Origin of the sequence: Streptomyces otsuchiensis, from assembly GCF_004305975.1 — a bacterium.
Lineage (GTDB): Bacteria > Actinomycetota > Actinomycetes > Streptomycetales > Streptomycetaceae > Streptomyces > Streptomyces otsuchiensis.
Genome location: NZ_BHZI01000016.1, coordinates 1 through 15740 on the forward strand (window position 1 = coordinate 1; position 15740 = coordinate 15740).

Sequence of the window (15740 nt, forward strand, 5' to 3'; positions counted from 1 at the left end):
GGGAAGAGGTCGGCGGTGCCCTGGTCGTCGGCGGAAGCGACGCCGGCGGACATTCCCAGGGCTATGAGGGTCAGGGTGGCGGTAGCGAGGCCACAGGTGTGGCGGGTTACGCGCATCTAGTCCTCCGCAGGGAACACAGCGACGGTGCGTGCGTCGCACCGCTTGTGTCGATACGACCGGGAATCCGGTCGTCCCGCGCGGCGAGCCGGCCGCCCGGCAGGGGCCGGGGGCGGGCTCGACGAAGCTGGGTGGAGCGCATATCCGCTGGTCACGCCCGTGTCGAGGAGGCGCGGGGGGCGCGGGGCAAGTTGCGGCGAACGGGGGTCACTCCGATGGCCGCAGCGCCGGGCCGCCCGGCGGCGACCCGGTGGGCCCGGGCGCCGCGGGTGGCCTCTCAGGCGGTTCCGGTGGAAGCCTCGGCCGTCCGCGGCTCGACGGCGTAGCGGACGTTGAGGACGTCCCCGGAGCGGGAGACGTGGTGCGGCCGGAGCCGGACGTGGTCGGTGACGGAGGCGTCCAGCAGCGGGACGCCGGAGCCCAGGACGACCGGCACGATGTGCAGCACCACCTCGTCCACCAGCCCGGCCCGCAGCACCTGCCGGGCGACCTGACCGCCGGTGACCAGCAGGTTTCCGTCGGCGGCCCGTTCGCGGCCCAGAGCGACGGCCTCGGCGACGGTGAGCGAGACGAACTCCACGAGCGGGTCGTCGACGGGCGGCGGGCGGTGGCTGAGGACGAGCTGGGCGCCGGTGAACGCACCGCCGAACGGTTCCTCGCTCTCCCGCCGTCCGGTGTCGTAGCTGCGGCGGCCGCTGAGGAAGGCGCCGGTGGTCCGCATGACCTCCTCGGCGACCGGGTTCTCCGCGCCGGCGTGGGCGAAGGCCCAGCTCATGTCGTCGTCGGGGCCGGCGATGAAGCCGTCGAGGGAGGTGGTGGCGTGCACCAGGACAGCGGTCATGACGGGGTGGTCTCCTCGGGTGCGGATGCGGGTGCGGGTGCGGATGCGGGTACGGGCGGGTGCGTCGGTGCGTGGGCGGCGGCACGTTCGTAGGAGGCGCGGAGCCGGGCGGCCACCGGCGCGGCACCGGACGGGCGCGGCACCCCGAGGTGGCTCTCGCGCAGTTCGTCCATGAACGCCGCCCACAGCTCCGGCCCCCCGCGCTCCAACAGCTCCGCGCGAACGGCCAGTTCGGGCGTCACCGGCAGATGGCGGCGTCCCCACGCGCCGAGCTGGACCAGCACCGGCACCAGCTGGATCGCCCGCTCGGTGAGCCGGTATACCCGCTTCTGACGGTGGGTGGGGTCGGGGTGCCGGGTGATCAGCCCGTGCTCGGCGAGCCGTCGCAGCCGGTCGGCGAGGACGTTGGTCGCTATGCCCTCCTCGGAGCCGGCGAGCAGTTCGCCGTACCGGCGGCGCTCGCTGAACATCAGGTCCCGGATGACGAGCAGCGACCAGGAGTCGCCGAGCACCTCCACCGTGAGGTTGATCGGACATCCCGATCGGCCGTCCGCCACACCGTCACCCGCCTTCTCCTTGCCAACTGCAAGTGGTCAGCGTAGCGTCGCGCGTCGCGGGCGGCCAGAGCGGGCAGGCGGCCACCGAGGACAACGACGGGAGATCACCGTGCGGACCCTGTACGCGTTTCTCTGCACCAGCCTCGACGGGCGGATCGCCGACGCGGACGGCGGACTGGCCTGGCAGTCACTGGACGAGGAGTTCGACGCGCTGTCCCTCAACCAGCTGGCCGAGACCGACGCGATCGTGCTCGGACGCCGTACGTACGGGGAGATGGCCGCCTACTGGCCCGCGGAGACCGGCCGCGCCTACAACCCGCGCGTGGCCGAGCTGATGAACGCCCTGCCCAAGCTGGTGGTCTCCACGACGCTGCGCCCCGGCGACACGACGTGGGAGAACAGCGAAGTGCTGGACGTCGGCGACGGGACGGGGCTCGGCGCCGCCGTCCGGGAACTGAAGAACCGGCCCGGCCGGGCGGTCGCGGTCCTCGGCAGCCCGACCCTCACCGCCCGGCTGCTCAGCGCCGGGGTGCTGGACGAACTACGGGTACTGGTCAACCCGGTGGTCCTCGGCGAGGGGCCGGTGCTCTTCGACGGTCTGCTGAACCGGGCGACGCTGCGCCTGACGGAGGCGCGCCCGCTGACCTCCGGCGCGGTGCTGCTGAACTACCGGCCCTGACCGGCGGCCGCCCCGGCGCCCGGCACGGGCGCGGGTGCCGACCCGTACCGGCGCTCGCTACCCGCGCCCACCACCACGCTTGCGGCGACGCGCCGGGTTGCCGGACCGCTTGCTGGTGCGCCGCCGGTACAGGTCCGTCGCCTCGTCGTAGTGCGCCCGCCGCAGCCCCTCCCCCGGCGCCTCCATGCCGCTGCGGATGCCGTAGGCCAGCAGGATGCCGATGAAGCCGATGGCCTTGATCGAGCGGAAGGCGTGCTCGTCACCGGGGACCGGCCGCTTGTAGGAGGACCAGGTCCGGGTGAAGGCGACCGACGAGCAGATGGCGAACGCCACCACCAGCAGCATCGTCAGCCACGCCGCCGAGTCGGCGATGTACAGGCCGGAGTAGGCCAGGCGGAGCACCAGGATGCCGAGCGCGGCGAGCGACACGGCGGCCAGCCCCAGACCGAACCGGCGCAGGGTGTACATCCGCGAGTGGTCCACCCAACTGGTGCCGTAGAAGCGGATGGGCTCGGGCTTCGGGGCGTCGTCGCCCTCGGCGACGCTCTGCGGCTCCTGGCTCATGTCGGACATTATGACGGGCGGCTCTCCCCGCCCCGCCGGGAGGTCGCGCGCCCCGGCGCGCCGGGGGTGGTGCGACCCCCTCAGAGCGTGTTTGAGACCCCGCGCCGGGCCCGCGACGCCAGCTACGGCCATCTGCTGCGTTGTCAGGAACGCCCGAATACAACCTGGTATGAGGGCGCCCCTCCGCCTTGCAGCTGACCGCATCTGACGCCGCGAGCTGATCCGACGCGGGGTCTCAAACACGCTCTCAGAGGGAGTGGACCTCGGTGAGGTCGATGTCCACGGCGAACGGCACGGTGAGCCGGAGCCGGTCGTGGAAGATGCCCGTCGGCAGGTAGACGGCGGTCGCCGGGTCCCGCTCGTAGACGTACACGACCGGGGAGTCGTCCTCGGACATCTCCACCCGCCAGAAGTGCGGAATGCCGGCGGCGGCGTACTTGCGGGGCTTGGTGTCCCGGTCGCGGGACGCGGAGTCCGGCGAGACCACCTCGACGGCGAGCAGCACGTCCGCGGCGTTGTAGCGGGTGGTCCGCAGTCCCTTGACGGCTTCCGCGCGAATCACCGAGATGTCCGGTTCCGGAGCGGTGCTGTCGTCCAGCACCACGGTCGTCTCCCGCCGTGCCCGCAGATGACGCGGCAGCTGCCGGCGAAGCCCCAGCTCCAACATGAAGATCACCAGCGAGTGGAAGTCCCTCTGCCGCCTCATGAAGACAAGGCTCCCGTCGATCAGCTCCGTGTGGGGCGGGAGGTCGGCGAGACGGTAGAGGTCGTCCACGGTGTAGCCGCCCTCGGGCGGCACCGGCCAGGACCTGGCGGACTGCGGTTCAGCGGCGGTGAGGAGTCCTCCCATGGACGGGATTCTGCCTCCGGGATTCAGGCTACCCAGCGCAGAAAGGGGTCGCCGTCGCTCGATCCGATGAACCTTCGGGACGGTGGGAACAGCGGCGGGGCCGCCCTCGCCGCACTGGCGTGAGGGCGGCCCCGTCCAGGACCACGGCCGAAGCACGGCTCGGCTCAGCCAACTCGGCCCGGCCGGCTCAGCCCTCCAGCTTGCTGATGTCGCGGACCGCGCCCTTGTCCGCGCTGGTGGCCATCGCGGCGTAGGCGCGCAGCGCCAGCGAGACCTTCCGTTCGCGGCCGACCGGCGCGTACCGGCCCTCCAGCGCCTCACGGCGGGCGGCCAGGGTGGCGTCGTCGACCTTCAGCTCGATGGTGCGGTTCGGGATGTCGATGGCGATCTGGTCGCCGTCCTCGACCAGCGCGATGGTGCCGCCGGCCGCCGCCTCCGGGGAGACGTGGCCGATGGAGAGTCCGGAGGTGCCGCCGGAGAACCGGCCGTCGGTGATCAACGCGCACTTGGCGCCGAGACCGCGGCCCTTGAGGAACGCCGTCGGGTAGAGCATCTCCTGCATCCCGGGGCCGCCCTTGGGGCCCTCGTAGCGGACGACGACCACGTCGCCCTCCGTGACCCGCTTCTTCAGGATGGCGTCGACCGCGGCCTCCTGGGACTCCACGACCACCGCCGGGCCGGTGAAGCGCCAGATCGACTCGTCCACGCCGGCCGTCTTCACCACGCAGCCGTCGGCGGCGAGGTTGCCGTAGAGCACCGCCAGGCCGCCGTCCACGGTGTAGGCGTTGGCGGCGTCGCGGATGCAGCCGTTCGCGGCGTCGGTGTCGAGGGTGTCCCAGCGCTCGGACTGGGAGAACGCCGTGGCCGAGCGGACGCAGCCGGGCGCCGCGTAGAACATCTCGGTCGCCTCCGGGGAGGGCGAGCCGCCCCGGATGTCCCAGCTCTTGAGCCATTCGCCGAGCGAGTCGGCGTGCACGGCGTGCACGTCCTCGTGCAGGTGCCCGGCGCGCTGGAGTTCGCCGAGGATGGCGGGGATGCCGCCGGCCCGGTGGACGTCCTCCATGTGGTAGTCCCCGTTGGGCGCGACCTTGCAGACGCACGGCACCCGGCGGGAGACGGCGTCGATGTCGCTCATCGAGAAGTCCAGCCCGGCTTCCTGCGCGGCGGCCAGCAGGTGCAGCACGGTGTTGGTGGAGCCGCCCATCGCGACGTCCAGCGCCATCGCGTTCTCGAACGCGGCGCGGGAGGCGACGGCGCGCGGCAGCACGGTCTCGTCGTCCTGGTCGTAGTGGCGCTGGGTGATCTCGACGACGGTGCGGCCGGCGGCCTCGTACAGCGCGCGGCGCGCGGTGTGGGTGGCCAGGACCGAGCCGTTGCCGGGCAGGCCCAGGCCGAGCGCCTCGACCAGGCAGTTCATCGAGTTGGCGGTGAACATGCCGGAACAGGAGCCGCAGGTCGGGCAGGCGGCCTCCTCGATGCGCTCCAGGTCCTCGTCGGAGACGGTGTCGCTGACCGCCTCGGACATGGCGTGCACCAGGTCGAGGTTGGAGCGGACGGTGCCGTCGACCAGCGTCGTCTTCCCGGCCTCCATGGGCCCGCCGGAGACGAAGACCGTGGGGATGTTCAGCCGCAGCGCGGCCATCAGCATGCCCGGGGTGATCTTGTCGCAGTTGGAGATGCAGATCAGGGCGTCGGCGCAGTGCGCCTCCGTCATGTACTCCACCGAGTCGGCGATCAGGTCGCGGGAGGGCAGGGAGTAGAGCATCCCGCCGTGGCCCATGGCGATGCCGTCGTCCACGGCGATGGTGTTGAACTCCCGCGGGATGCCGCCGGCGGCGCTGATCGCCTCGGAGACGATCCGGCCGACGGGCTGGAGGTGGGTGTGCCCGGGGACGAACTCGGTGAAGCTGTTGGCGACGGCGATGATCGGCTTGCCGAAGTCCTCACGCGCTACGCCGGCGGCCCGAAGCAGGGAACGGGCCCCCGCCATGTTGCGGCCGTGGGTGACGGTACGGGACCTCAGGGTCGGCATGGCTCGGCGCTCCCGGACGTGGATCGGATCGGCTTCGGCTCCCGCCCCCGCCGGCGCGCTCGTCCGCTCGTGTGACGGCGTCCGCGCCCCGGGCGGGTGCTCGGTCCTTCGAGGGTACGCCGCCCGCCCGGCTGGCGGGACGGTCATACCGGATGGTGAGACTTTCCGGACGTACCGGAACGCCGCACGCCCCGGGGACGTGCGGCGCCGGGCGGCGGGTCTCCGCCTCAGCCGCAGCCGCCCCCGGCGCCACAGCCGGGGCGGGTGGCGGGGTCGGGGTCGGCCGGGTGCGGGGCCAGCAGCGGCAGCGGACGGGCACCGGGCGGCAGCCCCGGCGGCCGGGTGGCGGCCAGCCGCTCCGCGCACATCCCGGCCAGTACCTCGTAGCCCTCGCTGCCCATCAGTTCGACGAGTTCCGGCTTGTAGGAGACGTAGACCGGGCGCTCCGCCCCGTGCGCGGAGGTCGCCCCGGTGCACCACCAGTGCAGGTCGTGCCCGCCGGGCCCCCATCCGCGCCGGTCGTACTCGCCGATGGAGACGTACAGCCGCTCGTCGCCGTCGGGCTGCTCCACCCACTCGTAGGTGCGGCGCACCGGCAGCTGCCAGCAGACGTCGGGCTTGGTCTCCAGCGGCTCGCGCCCCTCGGTCAGCGCCATGGTGTGCAGCGCGCAGCCCTCCCCGGCCGGGAAGCCGGGACGGTTGAGGAAGACGCAGGCGCCGTCGACACGGCGGGTCTGCCGTTCGCCGTCGTCGTCGAGGACCACCCAGCCGTCGGGGCCGGTGCCCTCGGCGTGGAACTGCCAGGTGTCCGGGGTGAGGCGGGCGGCGTGTTCGGCGACGCGGCGTTCGTCGTCCTCGTCGGAGAAGTGCGCGCCGAGGGTGCAGCAGCCGTCGCTGGCGCGTCCGGCGCGGATGCCCTGGCAGCCGCGGCCGAAGACGCAGTTCCAGCTGGAGGTCAGCCAGGTCAGGTCGCAGCGGAAGACCTGCTCGGCGTCGGCGGGGTCCGGGAACTCCACCCAGGCGCGGGGGAAGTCGAGCCCGACCTCCTCCCCCGCCGCGCGACGGCGCGCGCCGTCCAGCTGGACGGGAGCGCGGTCGGGCGCGGCGCCGTCGCGCACGCCCTGGCCTGGGGCGTTCCGGCCTTTGGCGGGCTTTGCCCGTTTCGTCGATGTCACCACGCCAGGGTACGGCGGAGGAGTAGCGTGAAGGCCCATGAGACTAGGTGTTCTCGATGTGGGATCGAATACGGTCCATCTGCTGGTCGTCGACGCACATCCCGGCGCCCGTCCGCTGCCCGCCTACTCCCACAAGGCGGAGCTGCGGCTCGCCGAACTGCTGGACTCCTCGGGTGCCATCGGCGACGACGGCATAGACCGCCTCGTCGGCACCGTGCACGAGGCGCTGACGGTGGCCGAGGACCAGGGCGTCGCCGAACTGCTGCCGTTCGCCACCTCGGCGGTGCGCGACGCGACCAACGCCGACGCGCTGCTGCGGCGCGTCGAGGGCGAGACCGGTGTGACGCTCCAGGTCCTGTCCGGGGAGGACGAGGCGCGGCTGACCTTTCTGGCGGCACGCCGCTGGCTGGGCTGGTCCGCCGGACGGCTGCTGATGATCGACATCGGCGGCGGCTCGCTGGAGATCGCCCTGGGGGTCGACGAGGCACCGGACGCCGCGGTGTCGCTGCCGCTGGGCGCCGGCCGGCTGACGGCGGCGCGGCTGCCGGGCGACCCGCCGGACCCGGCCGACGTGCGGGCGCTGCGGCGCTCGGTGCGTGGCGAGATCGCCGAGGTGGTCGGGGAGTTCAGCCGCTACGGCGAGCCGGACCGGGTGGTGGGAACCTCCAAGACGCTGAAGCAGCTCGCCCGGCTGGCGGGCGCCGCGCGCAGCTCCGAGGGCCAGTACGTGCAGCGGCAGCTGGGCGCGGAGGCGCTGCGGGCGTGGGGCCCGAAACTGGCGGGGATGTCGACCCGGGAGCGGGAGCTGCTGCCGGGCGTCTCGGAGGGCCGGGCCCGGCAGCTGCTGGCGGGCGCGGTCGTGGCGGAGGCGGCGATGGACCTGTTCGGGGTGCAGTCGCTGGAGATCTGCCCGTGGGCGCTCCGGGAGGGTGTGATCCTGCGGCGGCTCGACCGGCTGCGCGCGGCCTGAACGCGCGCACGGGCGGGGCGCCGCCGGACTCGGCCTCTTTCCGGCTCGGCTCCTTCGCGGCTCGGCCCCCTGCCGGCTCGCGCCGTCAGGCGGTGCGGCGCCGGAGGGTGGCCGCGCCGACGGCCAGGACGGCTGCCGCGACGGCGGCGACCACGGCGACGTCGCGCAGGTAGTCCCCCGTCACCTCGGCGTGGGTGACCACCTCGGTCATGCCGTCGACCGAGTAGGACAGCGGCAGCACGTCGGAGATCGCGCCGAGCACCGGCTGCATCTCGTCGCGCGGGACGAACAGGCCGCACAGCAGGATCTGCGGCACGATCACCGCCGGGAAGAACTGCACCGCCTGGAACTCGGTGGCGGCGAAGGCGGACACGAAGAGGCCGAGCGCCATGCCGAGCAGCGCGTTCAGCACCGCCACCACCAGGAGCAGCCACGGCGAGCCCGCGATGTCGAGGTCGAGCAGCCAGACGGCGGTGGCGGTGGCGATCGACGCCTGGACGGTGGCGAGGCCGCCGAAGGCGAGGGCGTAGCCGGCGATCAGCTCCCCCTTGCCCAGCGGCATGGTCAGCAACCGCTCCAGGGTCCCGCTGGACCGTTCCCGCAGGGTCGCGATGGAGGTCACCAGGAACATGGTGATCATGGGGAAGATGCCGAGCAGCGAGGCCCCGACCGTGCTGAAGGCACGCCGGTCGGCGTCGAATACGTAGTAGAGGAGCACCAGCAGCAGGACCGGCACCGCCAGCAGTTGGGCGACGGTGCGCGGGTCGTGGCTCAGCTGCCGCAGGACGCGCCGGGCGGTGGCGAGCACCGAGGCGAGGTGACCGGCGCCGCTCGGCGCGGCGCGGCCGGTGTCAGTGCCGACGGTGGTGGCGGTGCCGGGATCGGCACCGGGATCGGCACCGGGATCGGGATCTTCGGTCCGGGCCATGGTCACCCCTCCTTCGGGGCCGCACGGTCGGTGTCGACGAGATGGAGGAAGGCGCTCTCGATGTCCGCGGTGCCGGTGCCCGCGCGCAGCCCGTCGGGGGTGTCGTCGGCGAGCAGCCGTCCGTCGCGCATCAGCAGCAGCCGCTGGCAGCGGTCGGCCTCGTCCATCACGTGCGAGGAGACGAGCAGGGTGACGCCCCGTTCGGCGGCGAGGCGATGGAAGAGGTTCCAGAGGTCGCGGCGGAGGACCGGGTCCAGTCCGACCGTCGGTTCGTCCAGCACCAGCAGTTCCGGGCTGCCGAGCAGCGCGACCGCCAGGGAGGCACGGGAGCGCTGGCCGCCGGAGAGCCTCCCGGTGAGAGTGGCGCCGTACTCGGCCAGGTCCACCTCGCCCAGCACCCGCTCCACCTCGGCCCCTCGACGGTGACCCCTCACCCCGAGGACAGCGGCGTAGTAGTCGAGGTTCTGGCGGGCAGTCAGGTCCGGGTAGACCGAGGGCGCCTGCGTGACATAGCCGATGCGCGCGCGGAGCGACGCGCTCCCGGCCGGGAGGCCGAGGACGTCGATACGGCCGGTGACCCTGGCCTGCGCCCCGACCACGGCGCGCATCAGGGTCGTCTTGCCGCAGCCGGAGGGGCCCAGCAGCCCCGTCACCGTGCCGCGCGCGACAGCGAAGTCCAGCTCGCGCACCACTCGGCGCCCACCGCGCACCACTGTCAGCGCGCGGGCCAGCACCGCGGCCTCCGGGGTGGCACCGCCCGGGTTATTCATCACTCGATGAATAATGCTGCGGCGGGATCGCACCGTCAAGCCCTGCGCCGGGTGGCGTCCACGGGGGCGCGCACGGCACCGTCTACGCTGGTGCGCGTGGTGCCACAGCCCGAGTTCCCGGCGGCGAAGGTCGGCCTGTCGACGGCCTCCGTCTATCCGGAGAACACCGCCTCCGCCTTCGAGACAGCCGCACGGCTGGGCTACGACGGCGTCGAGGTGATGGTCTGGACGGATCCGGTCAGCCAGGACGTCGACGCCCTGCGGCGGCTCTCCGACACCCACGGGGTACCGGTCCTCGCCGTGCACGCGCCCTGTCTGCTGATCACCCAGCGGGTGTGGTCCACCGACCCCTGGCTGAAGCTGCGGCGCGCCCGCGCGGCGGCCGAGCAGCTCGGCGCGGACACGGTCGTCGTCCACCCGCCCTTCCGCTGGCAGCGCGCCTACGCCCGGGAGTTCGTCACCGGAGTCCGCCGGCTGGCGGACGACACCGACGTGCGGATCGCCGTGGAGAACATGTACCCCTGGCGCTACCGGGGCCGCGAGATGCTCGCCTACTCCCCCGACTGGGACCCGACCCGCGAGGAGTACCGGCACTTCACGCTCGACCTCTCGCACACCGCGACCGCACGCGTCGACACCCTCGCCATGGCGGACCGGATGGGCGACCGGCTCGCCCACGTCCACATCGCCGACGGCACCGGCACCGCCAAGGACGAGCACCTGGTGCCGGGGCGCGGCAGTCAGCCCTGCGGCGAACTGCTGGAAGGGCTGGCCGCGCGCGGATACCGGGGGCATGTGGTGGTGGAGGTCAACACACGGCGGGCGATGTCCGCGGCCGAGCGGGAGGGAGACCTGGCGGAGGCCCTGGCCTTCACCCGGCTGCACCTGGCCGCCCCGACGACTCCCCGCACAACGCCCCGGACCGGCCGTTGACCGCCACGACGGACGGGTCAGAGACGTCCGGCGGGGCCGGCGGCGAACGGGACGGCAGCACGAGCGGCGCCTCCGCCGCGCGGGCCACGACGGGACGGCGCCGAGGCCGCCCGGCCCGCGGCCACCACCGGGACGGCACCGGAACAGCGACCCACGGCGCCGCCCCGGCACCCGACACCCGGCAGCAGATCCTGACCGCCGCCCGTGACGCCTTCGCCGAGCTGGGCTACGACCGCACGACCGTGCGCGGCATCGCACGCGGCGCGGCGGTGGACCCCGCGCTGGTCCACCACTACTTCGGGACCAAGGAGCAGGTGTTCGCGGCGGCCGTGGCGGACGCCGTCGCCCCGGCGGTCGCGGCCGTCGGCGCGCTGCCCACGCACGGCGACCCCCGGGAGATCGGGGCCGCGTTCGTCGGTTCCTTCGTCGGCGTCTGGGAGGACCCGCGGACCCGGGATCCGCTGGTGGCCATGGCCCGTTCGGCGCTGACCAACGACACCGCCGCCGCGGTGGTGCGCGGGTTCGTCTCCGACCAGCTGATCTCCCGGCTCGCGGGACGGCTGGAGGGCCCCGACGCCGCGCTGCGGGTACAGCTCGCCGCCTCCCAACTGGTGGGGGCGGCGCTCCTGCGGTACGTGCTGGGCGTCGAGCCGCTGGCGTCCGCGCCGGCTGAAGAGGTCGTACGCCGGCTGACGCCGCCGGTACAGAGCCTCCTCGCCGGGCCGACGGCTTAGCGGAGCGGCCGGCCCGGCCCCGCCGAGCCCCGCCTCAGTGGGCGCGGTTGGCTCCCGGCTCGGGCTCCGACGGCTCCGGATCGCTGGGGTCCGGATCGGGCTCGGGCTCCGACGGCTCCGGGTCGGGCTCCGACGGCTCGGGTTCGCTGGGCTCCGGATCGCCGGGGCCCGGGCCGGGACTGACCGGGCCGTGCCCCTCGATGGTGACGACCGCGCCCGAGGGCGCGACCGTGACCCGCCCCTGCCAGGCGCCCGACGGCTCCCGGTCGCGGTCCACCCACACCAGCAGCGTCACCCGCTCCCCCGGCTTCAGGGTGCCCGAACTCTGGCTCAGCCGGAGCCACCCGGCGTCCGTCGACACCCGCCAGTCGACGGGGGAGCCGCCCGAGGCGGTCAGGGTGATCCTGGTTCCGGACGAGGTCGCCACCGCCTCGACGGTGATGCGGCCCGGCCCGGCCGAGGAGTCGTCCGAGGGCGAGGGCGAGGAGGCGCCGTCGGCGTCGTCCCCGTCCGGGCCGTCCTGCTCGTCGGGGTCGTCCCCGTCGCGGCCGGACTCGGGCCGGGGGCCGGAGCCGCCGCCGGGCTGCTCGTGCTCCGCCCGGCCGGGGTCGCCCGCGCGGCCGGCGTTCTCGTAGGGGTACTCGTACTCCTCCCCCGACCGGTCGTCGTCGGTCGCGGCGGGCGCGGCGCCGGAGGACTCGCCGGTCACCGGCGCGCCGCGGTAGGCGGCCCAGAGCGCCAGCGCGGGCGCGGCCAGCACGGTGGCGACCACCGTCGTGGTCACGGCCCGGCTGCGCAGCTTCTCGCGGCGCGCGGCGCGGTCGCGCTCGTCCAGCGGGAACCCCGCCCGGTCGACCTTCGGCGCGTGCTGCGCCCGGGCTCGCGCGGACGCCACCCTCGCGGCGTGCACCGCCTGGCGCGGCGCGGGCAGCACCGCCAGCCGTTCGGCCCCGGCGGGGGCCGTCCCCGGCCAGCCCGTTCCCGCCATCGCCCGCTGCGCGCTGCGCCGGCACACCGGGCACTCGTCGACGTGACGCACCAGTTCCCGGCGCAGCCCGGGGGCCATCAGCAGCCGGTCCTGTCCGGCGAGGACCCTGACCACCGGGCAGCCGCCGGCCTCGACCGCCGCCAGCGCGCCGCGGGCGCGCTCCACCTCACAGGCACCGCTGGTCAGCAGGGTGCGGGCCTGATCCGCGGGGACGCGCAGCACCCGGCCGACCTCGGCCGGGGCGAGCTGGTGCCGGACCGCCAGCTCCAGCGCCTCCCGCTGCTCGGGAACGGTTCCGGCCGCCTCCGGCCAGGCGAGGGCGGCCAGCTCACGGCGGCGCTCCTCGGCGTCCTCGCCCGCGACCCGGGGGACGACCGGAGTGTGCCCGTCGCGTTCGCGCTGGACGGCGAGCCGTCGCAGGCAGCTCCAGCGCGCCAGGGCGTACAGCCAGGCGCGGTGCAGGTCGGGGTCGGCCGGGCGGCGGCCGTGGCCGTGCAGGCGCTCGGCGACCGCGAGGGCCTCACCGAGCGCGGCGATGGCGGAGTCGTGCTCGCACATCACGGACAGGCAGTAGGTGAACAGCCCGTCGAGATAGGCGTCGTCGTAGGCGGCCGCTCCCGGACGCCGCCGGTGGTCGGGGGTCGGACCACGGCGCGCGCGGGAGCGGGAGGCGTGCCGGGTGCGCTCGCGGCTGGTGGACATCACTCCTGCGACGCTAGGCCCAGCATGACCGCCCGCTATCACGGACGGCACGAGATTCCCCCCAACGGGTGACCATCTGTTGCCGTTTCGACACACAGGGGTGAACACCGGTTCCCCTCACGCGGCCCGGTGCGACTCCTGAGCCCCCCGGAATCACCGTGGCATCGTGCGCCCCGGGCGCGTTCCGGTGCCGCCGCGCGCGAGTGGCGTACGCGAGGACCGTCCGGGAGCGCGGGACCGGCCGGGGCCACGCCGGGGTCGGCCGGGGCCACGCCGGGGTCGGCGCTGTCCGTGGCCACCGATACGGTCTGCCCATGGCTCGTAAAGCGGATCGGCCCTCCTATCGGTGCGGTGAATGCGGCTGGACGACGGTCAAGTGGCTGGGGCGCTGCTCCGAGTGCCAGGCGTGGGGCACCCTGGACGAGGTCGGCGGCACGGCGGCGGTGCGCACCACGGCCGCCGGGCGGGTCGCCACCCCGGCGCTGCCGATCGGGCAGGTCGACGGCCATCACGCGACCGCCCGTTCGACCGGTGTGCCGGAGCTGGACCGCGTGCTCGGCGGGGGCCTGGTGCCGGGCGCGGTGGTGCTGCTCGCCGGGGAACCGGGCGTCGGCAAGTCCACGCTGCTGCTCGATGTCGCGGCCAAGGCCGCCTCCAGCGACCGGCCCACGCTCTACGTCACCGGCGAGGAGTCGGCGGGGCAGGTGCGGCTGCGCGCCGACCGTATCGGCGCGATCGACGACCACCTCTACCTGGCCGCCGAGACCGACCTCTCCGCCGTGCTGGGCCAACTCGACGTGGTCAAGCCCGGGTTGCTGGTGATGGACTCCGTGCAGACCGTCGCCTCGCCCGAGATCGACGGCGCGCCCGGCGGCGTCGCCCAGGTCCGGGAGGTGGCCGCCGCCCTGATCCGCGCCTCCAAGGAGCGCGGCATGTCCACGCTGCTCGTCGGCCATGTCACCAAGGACGGCGCCATCGCGGGCCCCCGGCTGCTGGAGCATCTCGTCGACGTCGTGCTGCACTTCGAGGGCGACCGCCACAACCGGCTGCGGCTGGTCCGCGGCGTGAAGAACCGGTACGGCGCGACCGACGAGGTCGGCTGCTTCGAGCTGCACGACGCCGGCATCACCTCGCTCGCCGACCCGTCGGGGCTGTTCCTGACCCGCCGGGCCGAGCCGGTCCCCGGCACCTGCCTCACCGTCGCGCTGGAGGGCCGCCGCCCGCTGGTCGCGGAGGTGCAGTCGCTGACGGTGGACAGCCAGATCCCCTCGCCGCGCCGCACCACCTCCGGCCTGGAGACCTCCCGGGTGTCGATGATGCTGGCCGTGCTGGAGCAGCGCGGCAAGATCTCCGCCCTGGGCAAGAACGACATCTACACCGCGACCGTCGGCGGGGTGCGGCTCACGGAGCCCGCCGCCGACCTCGCGGTGGCGCTCGCCCTGGCCAGCGCAGCCAGCGACACCCCGCTGCCGAAGAACCTGGTCGCCGTCGGCGAGGTGGGCCTCGCCGGGGAGGTCCGAAGGGTGACGGGCGTGCAGCGGCGGCTGGCGGAGGCCCATCGGCTGGGCTTCACCCACGCCCTGGCACCGGCCGACTCCGGCGAGAAACCGCCGGGTATGCGGGTGCTGGAGGTGGCCGACATCGGCGAGGCGCTGCGGGTGCTGCCGGCCGGCCGCGGAGCCGCCCGGGCGGCGCGCACCCCGGCCGCACGCCGGGAGACCGGGCAGGGCGAGGATTCACGCCGGTAGACTCATGCCGCACCGAACGAGATGACCCGGAGGAGTGCATGGCAGCCAGTGACCGGCCGGCAGGACCGGTGCGATCCGGAGCGGAGGGGCTGCTGCGCGCGTCCCTGAGCGCCATCGCCCCCGGCACCCAGCTGCGCGACGGCCTGGAGCGTGTCCTCCGGGGCAACACCGGGGGGCTGATCCTGCTCGGTTTCGACAGCACCGTCGAGACGCTGTGCTCCGGCGGCTTCGTCCTGGACGTGGAGTTCACCGCGACCCGCCTGCGCGAGCTGTGCAAGCTCGACGGGGCGGTGGTGATCGACCCGGTCACGGCGAAGATCGTGCGCGCCGGCGTCCAGCTGGTGCCCGACTCCTCCATTCCGACGGAGGAGACCGGCACCCGGCACCGCACGGCGCAGCGGGTCTCCATCCAGACCGGCTTCCCCGTGGTCTCCGTGAGCCAGTCGATGCGGCTGATCGCCCTCTACGTCGACGGCCAGCGCCGCGTGCTGGAGGACTCCGGGGCGATCCTGTCCCGCGCCAACCAGGCGCTGGCGACCCTGGAGCGGTACAAGCTGCGGCTCGACGAGGTCGCCGGCACCCTCTCCGCGCTGGAGATCGAGGACCTGGTCACCGTCCGGGACGTCGCGGCGGTGGCGCAGCGGCTGGAGATGGTCCGCCGGATCGCGACCGAGATCGCCGAGTACGTGCTGGAGCTGGGCACCGACGGGCGGCTTCTCTCCCTGCAGCTGGACGAGCTGATCGCCGGCGTCGAGCCGGAGCGGCAGCTGATCGTGCGGGACTACCTGCCGGAGACCGGGGGGAAACGGTCCCGCAAGGTCTCCGCCGCCCTCGCCGACCTCGACGCCCTCACCCACCCCGGCCTGCTGGAGCTGGCCATGGTGGCGAAGGCCATGGGGTACAGCTCCTCGCCGGAGACGCTGGACAGCGCGGTCTCCCCGCGGGGCTTCCGTCTGCTGGCGAAGGTCCCGCGGCTGCCGGGGACCGTCATCGACCGGCTGGTGGACCACTTCGGCGGTCTGCAGAAGCTGCTCGCCGCCAGTGTGGACGACCTCCAGGCGGTGGACGGCGTCGGCGAGACCCGTGCGCGGTCCGTGCGTGAGGGCCTCTCCCGGCTCGCGGAGTCCTCGATCCTGGAGCGCTACGTCTGAC

General features: G+C 74.1%; 15 protein-coding genes. 6 read left to right on the plus strand and 9 right to left on the minus strand.

From position 1 onward, the window contains the following. Positions 1 to 394: 394 nt before the first annotated feature. The gene (locus E0D90_RS03065) at positions 395 to 958 is read right to left on the minus strand and encodes a dihydrofolate reductase family protein (protein WP_130796502.1); all 564 of its coding nucleotides are present in this window, start codon (positions 956 to 958) and stop codon (positions 395 to 397) included. Further along, positions 955 to 1515, minus strand: a complete 561-nt coding sequence (locus tag E0D90_RS03070) for a winged helix-turn-helix transcriptional regulator (RefSeq protein ID WP_130796503.1) — start codon at positions 1513 to 1515, stop codon at positions 955 to 957. Before E0D90_RS03070 ends, E0D90_RS03065 begins: the two co-directional genes overlap by 4 nt. A gap of 109 nt (positions 1516 to 1624) precedes the next feature. Between E0D90_RS03070 and E0D90_RS03075 the strand changes: the two genes are divergently transcribed. Further along, the gene (locus tag E0D90_RS03075) at positions 1625 to 2194 is read left to right on the plus strand and encodes a dihydrofolate reductase family protein (protein ID WP_157996802.1); all 570 of its coding nucleotides are present in this window, start codon (positions 1625 to 1627) and stop codon (positions 2192 to 2194) included. A 57-nt stretch (positions 2195 to 2251) separates the two neighbouring features. Here E0D90_RS03075 and E0D90_RS03080 read toward each other — a convergent pair whose 3' ends face one another. The 4 genes from E0D90_RS03080 to E0D90_RS03095 form a co-directional block, all read right to left on the minus strand. Further along, a complete protein-coding gene (locus E0D90_RS03080) occupies positions 2252 to 2758 on the minus strand; it encodes a hypothetical protein (protein WP_103500661.1) in 507 nt (168 codons plus the stop codon). Positions 2759 to 3005: 247 nt separating this feature from the next. Next, on the minus strand, positions 3006 to 3608 hold the full coding sequence (locus tag E0D90_RS03085) for a Uma2 family endonuclease (RefSeq protein WP_130796505.1): 603 nt from the start codon (positions 3606 to 3608) through the stop codon (positions 3006 to 3008). Between the two features lie 187 nt (positions 3609 to 3795). Next, positions 3796 to 5640, minus strand: a complete 1845-nt coding sequence (ilvD, locus tag E0D90_RS03090) for a dihydroxy-acid dehydratase (protein WP_130796506.1) — start codon at positions 5638 to 5640, stop codon at positions 3796 to 3798. A 227-nt stretch (positions 5641 to 5867) separates the two neighbouring features. Continuing rightward, positions 5868 to 6815, minus strand: coding sequence for a DUF3109 family protein (locus tag E0D90_RS03095; RefSeq protein WP_227869952.1), 948 nt, complete (start codon positions 6813 to 6815; stop codon positions 5868 to 5870). Positions 6816 to 6852: 37 nt separating this feature from the next. On the opposite strand from E0D90_RS03095, the gene E0D90_RS03100 reads away from it, so the two are divergent. Further along, complete coding sequence (locus E0D90_RS03100) at positions 6853 to 7785, plus strand: Ppx/GppA family phosphatase (RefSeq protein WP_130796507.1); 933 nt, start codon at positions 6853 to 6855, stop codon at positions 7783 to 7785. An 85-nt stretch (positions 7786 to 7870) separates the two neighbouring features. On the opposite strand, the gene E0D90_RS03105 is transcribed toward E0D90_RS03100, so the two are convergent. After that, positions 7871 to 8713, minus strand: coding sequence for an ABC transporter permease (locus tag E0D90_RS03105; RefSeq protein ID WP_130796508.1), 843 nt, complete (start codon positions 8711 to 8713; stop codon positions 7871 to 7873). Between the two features lie 2 nt (positions 8714 to 8715). Further along, entirely contained in the window at positions 8716 to 9483 is a 768-nt protein-coding gene (locus E0D90_RS03110) for an ABC transporter ATP-binding protein (RefSeq protein ID WP_130796509.1), read from the minus strand. A gap of 6 nt (positions 9484 to 9489) precedes the next feature. Here E0D90_RS03110 and E0D90_RS03115 point away from each other — a divergent pair, with 6 nt between their 5' ends. Both E0D90_RS03115 and E0D90_RS03120 read left to right on the plus strand, forming a co-directional pair. Continuing rightward, positions 9490 to 10416 carry a sugar phosphate isomerase/epimerase family protein gene (locus E0D90_RS03115; RefSeq protein WP_103500299.1) on the plus strand — a complete coding sequence of 309 codons (927 nt, stop codon included), beginning with the start codon at positions 9490 to 9492 and terminating at the stop codon, positions 10414 to 10416. Further along, positions 10413 to 11150, plus strand: a complete 738-nt coding sequence (locus E0D90_RS03120) for a TetR/AcrR family transcriptional regulator (RefSeq protein ID WP_130796510.1) — start codon at positions 10413 to 10415, stop codon at positions 11148 to 11150. The genes E0D90_RS03115 and E0D90_RS03120 overlap by 4 nt, the downstream gene beginning before the upstream one ends. Before the next feature lie 34 nt (positions 11151 to 11184). Here E0D90_RS03120 and E0D90_RS26455 read toward each other — a convergent pair whose 3' ends face one another. Next, positions 11185 to 12840: a BACON domain-containing protein gene (locus E0D90_RS26455; RefSeq protein ID WP_157996803.1), complete on the minus strand. Its 1656-nt coding sequence runs from the start codon at positions 12838 to 12840 to the stop codon at positions 11185 to 11187. Positions 12841 to 13154: 314 nt separating this feature from the next. Between E0D90_RS26455 and radA the strand changes: the two genes are divergently transcribed. Then, on the plus strand, positions 13155 to 14588 hold the full coding sequence (gene radA / locus E0D90_RS03130; protein ID WP_103502411.1) for a DNA repair protein RadA: 1434 nt from the start codon (positions 13155 to 13157) through the stop codon (positions 14586 to 14588). Positions 14589 to 14626: 38 nt separating this feature from the next. Continuing rightward, positions 14627 to 15739, plus strand: a complete 1113-nt coding sequence (gene disA, locus E0D90_RS03135; RefSeq protein WP_103502409.1) for a DNA integrity scanning diadenylate cyclase DisA — start codon at positions 14627 to 14629, stop codon at positions 15737 to 15739. Position 15740: the final 1 nt, after the last annotated feature.